Below are 5,512 nucleotides of genomic sequence, written 5' to 3'. Positions count from 1 at the left end.
CTGTCTTTCCATCCAACCAGTCATTGGGAAGCGTTCGCTTTCCGCCATACCCAGTCAGACGAAACAGGCAGTTACGCATTTAGCGTGGTTTGGGAAATTCAGCGGCCCCTTGCTGGCACTCTTTCAGCATGCCGAAATCCTCTTTTCGCTCAGATTGCCTACCGTTTAAGTAGCGGACCGGGAGATTGGGTGATGTACGAACCGATCAATGCAGTGGTGATCATGGGCGTTGCCGGCAGCGGCAAGTCCGCCGTGGCGCGGGCGCTGGAGGTGCGCACCGGGGCGAGGCTGATCGAGGGGGATGCCTTTCACCCCGACCGCAACATCAAGAAGATGAGCGCCGGCCAGCCGCTGAGCGACAAGGATCGCGCCGGCTGGCTGCACGCCCTGGAGAAGCAGTTGAAACGCGCCTATGACGCCGGCGAGCGGCCGATCCTCACCTGTTCCGCCCTCAAGCGCGACTATCGCGACGGCCTGCGTCACGCCCTGCCGGGGTTGGGTTTCGCCTACCTGCAACTCTCCCCGGAGGCCGCTGCCGAGCGCATGGCGCAGCGGCGAGGGCATTTCATGCCGACCAGCCTGCTGGACAGCCAGTTCGCCGACCTGGAAGAACCCCTGGACGAGCCCTTCACCCTGGTCCTCGACGGCAAGCTGTCGGTGGGCGAGCTGGCCAGCGCCATCCACCAGTGGTGGCAGCAGCACGCGCCGGCCTGAGGCGAAGAGCCGTAGCCCGGATGCAATCCGGGAGCGGTGGTTGGGTTGTTCCGCGGAATTCATCCGGACTACCGACGGGGCCTGGCACCAATCCGCCAGCATCCAGTCTTCACGCAAAAGCGCTTAGAATCCCGCCCTTTGTTGTGGTTACAGGGATCGATCCAATGTTGTCTGCCATGAAACGTGCCCTGGCGCGTTACTTCCCGCGTACCACCGAGTACCTGCGTGCCGAGAGCGAAGCGGCCGCCCAACTGCGCAAGCCCACGCCACGGGCGAAGAAGCCGGCCAACGCCGGCAAGGCCAAAGCCCCCGGCAGCAAGAAGGCCGCCGCCGGCGATGGCCCCGCGAAGCCCGACAAACCTGCCGATGACGGCATCTACGCCGGCGCCCGGATGAAGGCCACCGATGCCCAGCTGCAAGCCATGCGCGAGCGCGTGGCCCAGGCGGTGGCCGCCGGCGTGGTCAGCCCGCCTTCCGATGAGCAGTGGGCGATGATCCTCGGCCGTGCCCCGCTCACCCGCATCTTCGCCGGCGCCGGTTCCGGCAAGTCCACCACCCTGGTGTTGCGGGTGGTGTTCATGCTCTGCCACATGGGCGTGACGCCGGAGCGGCTCACGGTGATTTCCTTCACCAACGCCTCCTGCGCCCAGCTGCGCGAGCAGTTGCTGAAGGTCCTGGCCTTCTGGCAGTTCCCCTTCGACGCGGCCCAGGCACGCCAGTGCGTGCGCACCTTCCACTCGGCCATGGGCACCCTGGCCAAGGACCTGCTGGGCAACCCGCGCTGGTTCGAGCAGCTGGACGAGGCCGCCGCGGGCGAGCTGGACAACCCTCTGCTCGCTGGCCGTCTGCGCCCGGCCCAGCAGCGCGTGCTGCAACAGGCCTACCAGGCCTGCTATGCCGAGGACGCCGCATTCCGCGAGCGGGTCCACCAACTGCTCGACCTGCCGCCCCTGCCCGCCCCCGCCGAAGGCCAGCCACAGCGGATTCCCAAGGCGCCGCTGGACGGTTTCAAGCTGGCCGGCGAGTTCACCCCCTTGCCGTTGTTCGAGTCCTTCTACCAGCAGGCCGGGTTCATGGAGAGCATCGGCCTGCCTCCGGCCCGGCTGAAACCCCGCGAGCTGGCCTGCTCGGCGCGCGAGCGACTGTTCGCCGAAGCCCTGGTGCGCTTCTGGTCGCAGTTCGAGGCCCTGCTGCAGCAACAAGGGCTGATGACCTTCAACGGCGCGTTCCAGCGCCTGGGCGACGTGCTGGCCAAGGGCGACGGCGCTGCCGGCGATGCCCTGGCGCCCTTCAGCCACTTGCTGATCGACGAGTTCCAGGACATCTCGCCGCAGATCGTCCAGTGGCTCCAGGCGCTGCACCGTGCCCTGGCACGCCAGGGCGCGGCGGTGAGCCTGATGGCCATCGGCGACGACTGGCAGTCCATCTACGGCTGGCGCGGCAGCTCGCCGGAACTGTTCATGGACTTCGACCGGCACTTCCCCAGCAAGGGCAAGACCCGCAAAAGCGCGGTGCTGACGCTGGAAACCAACTACCGCTCCATCGAACCCGTACTGCGCGACGGCGAGGCGGTGCTGGCCGGCGTGGCCTTCAAACAGGCCAAGGCGAGCAAGGCCTTCAAGGCCATGCAACCGGGCGACCACGGCGTGAAGCTGGTGTCCCGCTTCGACCTCAAGGCCCGCCTGCCGGAGCTGGTGAAGGACATCCAGGCCCAATGCGCCCATGTGGCCACCCGCGCCAATGCCGACCGCAACGCGGTCCTGCTGCTGTCCCGGCGCAACGAACCACTGCGGCAGATCCAGGCCCAGCTCGATCCGGCGCTGCCGGTGCGCGCCTACAGCATCCACCGCGCCAAGGGGCTGCAAGCGGAGGTGGCGATCATCGTCGACGACTGCGCCCCGCCGGAAAAACACCCGCTGCGCAACGCGCTCTACGCCCGCTCCGGGTTCTTCCGCAACAGCTACGACCAGGCCATGGCGGATGAAAGCCTGCGCCTGGCCTATGTGGCCATTACCCGTGGCGTGAGCCGGGTGATCTGGTACACCAACAAGGTGCAGGGCGCCACGCAGGTGTTCGCCGGGCGGGGCTAAGGGGTCGCGCTGATTCTTTGTGGGGGCGATTTCAATCGCCAAGCAGGCCGAAGGCCTGCCCAGCGGAACTGAAGGGGGCAGCTTCGCCGCCCTTGGCGAATGAATTCGCCCCCACAGCGTCCTGCCGCCCTCAGGCGCGGCGAGCCAGCAGGTCCAGGGCCACGTCGACGATCATGTCCTCCTGGCCACCAACCATCCGCCGTTTGCCCAGCTCCACCAGGATGTCCAGGGTCTTCAGGCCGTACTTGGCCGCCGCCACTTCGGCATGGCGCAGGAAGCTCGAATACACCCCCGCATAACCCAGGCCCAAGGTCTCGCGGTCGACCCGCACCGGGCGGTCCTGTAGCGGGCGCACCAGGTCGTCGGCGGCTTCCATCAGGCGGTAGAGGTCGGTGCCGTGGTTCCAGCCCAGGCGTTCGGCGGCGGCGATGAACACCTCCAGCGGCGCATTACCGGCACCCGCGCCCATCCCCGCCAGGCTGGCGTCGATGCGGTCGCAGCCCTCCTCCACCGCGACCAGGGAGTTGGCCACGCCGAGGCTGAGGTTGTGGTGGGCGTGCATGCCGGTCTGGGTTTCCGGCTTCAGCACCGCCTTGAAGGCACGCATGCGCTCGCGGATGTCCTGCATGTTCATCGCGCCGCCGGAGTCGGCCATGTAGATGCACTGGGCGCCATAGTTTTCCATCAGCTTGCCCTGGGCGGCCAGCTCTTCGGCCGGGATCATGTGGCTCATCATCAGGAAGCCCACGGTGTCCATGCCCAGCGAACGGGCGTATTCGATGTGCTGCCTGGACACATCCGCCTCGGTGCAGTGAGTGGCCACCCGCACGCTGCGAGCGCCGGCATCAAAGGCGGCTTTCAGGTCGTGCACTGTGCCGATGCCGGGCAACAGCAGCACGGTGAGGCGCGCGTGCTGGATCACGTCGGCGGCGGCTTCGATCCACTCCAGGTCGGTGTGGGCGCCAAAGCCGTAGTTGAAGGATGAGCCTTGCAGGCCGTCGCCCTGGGCAACTCCTTGCCGCGATTTCCGAGCGTTTCACCAGCAGCTTTCAACTTTCTGTGCTTGGTTAAATCAGGGTGTTGCGGCCTCGTAGAGAGACATGCGCCGACCAAGGAGACGCGAGAATGTCAGAACCGACACAGAAGCTTCGTTTGGGCGCATTGATTGCCCTGGTCGTGGGGTCGATGATCGGTGGCGGGATTTTTTCCCTGCCGCAGAACATGGCCGCGCGCGCCGATGCCGGGGCCGTGATCATCGGCTGGGTGATCACCGCGGTGGGCATGCTGACCCTGGCGTTCGTATTCCAGACGCTGGCGAACCGCAAGCCGGAGCTCAACTCCGGGGTGTATGCCTACGCCAAGGCCGGGTTTGGCGACTACATGGGCTTTTCTTCTGCATGGGGCTACTGGATCAGTGCCTGGCTGGGCAATGTCGGCTACTTCGTCCTGCTGTTCAGTACCCTCGGCTTTTTCTTCCCGGTATTCGGCCAAGGCAACACGCCCATCGCCATCGCCTGCGCGTCGGTGCTGCTGTGGTGCGTGCACTTTCTGGTGCTGCGTGGGATCAAGGAAGCGGCGTTCATCAATCAGCTGACCACCGTGGCCAAGGTGGTGCCCCTGGTCACCTTCATCGCGATTGCCGCGGTGGCCTTCGATGCGGACATTTTCACCCGCGATATCTGGGGGCGCAGCAACCCGGACTTCAACGGCGTGATGGATCAGGTGCGCAACATGATGCTGGTGACGGTGTTCGTGTTCATCGGCATCGAAGGCGCCAGTGTCTATTCGGCCAGGGCCGAGAAGCGGGCCGACGTCGGCCGCGCCACGGTTATCGGTTTCCTCGGCGTATTGGCGCTGCTGGTGCTGGTGAACCTGCTGTCGCTCGGGATCATGAGCCAACCGGAACTGGCCGCCCTGCAGAACCCATCGCTGGCGGGGGTGCTCGAACGTATCGTCGGTCCGTGGGGGGCGTTGTTCATCAGCCTCGGCCTGGCCATTTCATTGCTCGGCGCCTTGTTGTCCTGGGCGCTCCTGTGCGCGGAAATCCTGTTCGCCACCGCCAAGGACAAGACCATGCCGGCGTTTCTCAGAAAGGAAAACGCCAACCATGTGCCGGTCAATGCGCTATGGCTGACCAATGTAATGATTCAGCTTTTCCTGTTGATCACGCTGTTTTCTGAAGGCACTTACACCAGCCTGATCTACCTTGCCTCGTCGATGATCATGGTGCCGTACCTATGGTCGGCGGCCTACGCGCTGCTGCTGACCCAACGTGGCGAAACCTACGAGCAGTCCGGGACAGAACGCACCAGGGATCTGCTCATCAGCGGCGTCGCACTCGCCTATGCAATCTGGCTGTTGTATGCCGGTGGGGTTAAGTACCTGCTGCTATCCGCCTTGCTCTATGCGCCGGGCGTGGTGCTGTTCGCCAAGGCAAAACGTGAGCAAGGCGAGCCGCTGTTCACGCATATCGAAAAGGGAATCTTTGCCTGCGTCGTCGTCGCAGCGGGTTTAGCCGCCTATAGCTTGTATAGCGGCGTGCTGTCGCTGTAGGCGGCCGGCAGGACCATGCCGAACGCTACGAGCGTTTCTTCCATGACACCCGCATCGCCCAGCGCATGCTGAGCCAGAAGACCGAGCAGCACGAGGCGGTGCGCGCGGCGCACCCTACCGCGATTTCCCATGCACGATGCACCGCCGTAGGAGCC

Annotated in this window: 3 protein-coding genes and 1 pseudogene; 3 read left to right on the top strand and 1 reads right to left on the bottom strand. The window is 65.2% G+C overall.

All coding sequences use genetic code 11. The features are described 5' to 3' along the window. Nucleotides 1-192 precede the first annotated feature (192 nt). Together PCA10_RS11295 and PCA10_RS11290 are read left to right on the top strand one after the other, a co-directional pair. Nucleotides 193-714: a gluconokinase gene (locus tag PCA10_RS11295; RefSeq protein ID WP_016492206.1), complete on the top strand. Its 522-nt coding sequence runs from the start codon at nucleotides 193-195 to the stop codon at nucleotides 712-714. A gap of 164 nt (nucleotides 715-878) precedes the next feature. Beyond that, the gene (locus tag PCA10_RS11290; protein ID WP_016492205.1) at nucleotides 879-2,804 is read left to right on the top strand and encodes a DEAD/DEAH box helicase; all 1,926 of its coding nucleotides are present in this window, start codon (nucleotides 879-881) and stop codon (nucleotides 2,802-2,804) included. 130 nt (nucleotides 2,805-2,934) lie between these two features. On the opposite strand, the pseudogene dmpG reads toward PCA10_RS11290, so the two are convergent. After that, a pseudogene (gene dmpG / locus PCA10_RS11285) lies at nucleotides 2,935-3,816 on the bottom strand (4-hydroxy-2-oxovalerate aldolase); the annotation flags it as partial. 113 nt (nucleotides 3,817-3,929) lie between these two features. On the opposite strand from dmpG, the gene arcD reads away from it, so the two are divergent. Further along, nucleotides 3,930-5,357, top strand: coding sequence for an arginine-ornithine antiporter (arcD, locus tag PCA10_RS11280; RefSeq protein ID WP_016492203.1), 1,428 nt, complete (start codon nucleotides 3,930-3,932; stop codon nucleotides 5,355-5,357). Nucleotides 5,358-5,512 lie beyond the last annotated feature (155 nt).

The sequence above is a fragment of the Pseudomonas resinovorans NBRC 106553 genome, from assembly GCF_000412695.1.
Classification (GTDB): Bacteria; Pseudomonadota; Gammaproteobacteria; order Pseudomonadales; family Pseudomonadaceae; genus Metapseudomonas; species Metapseudomonas resinovorans_A.
This window is presented reverse-complemented; position numbering and strand designations above follow the sequence as displayed.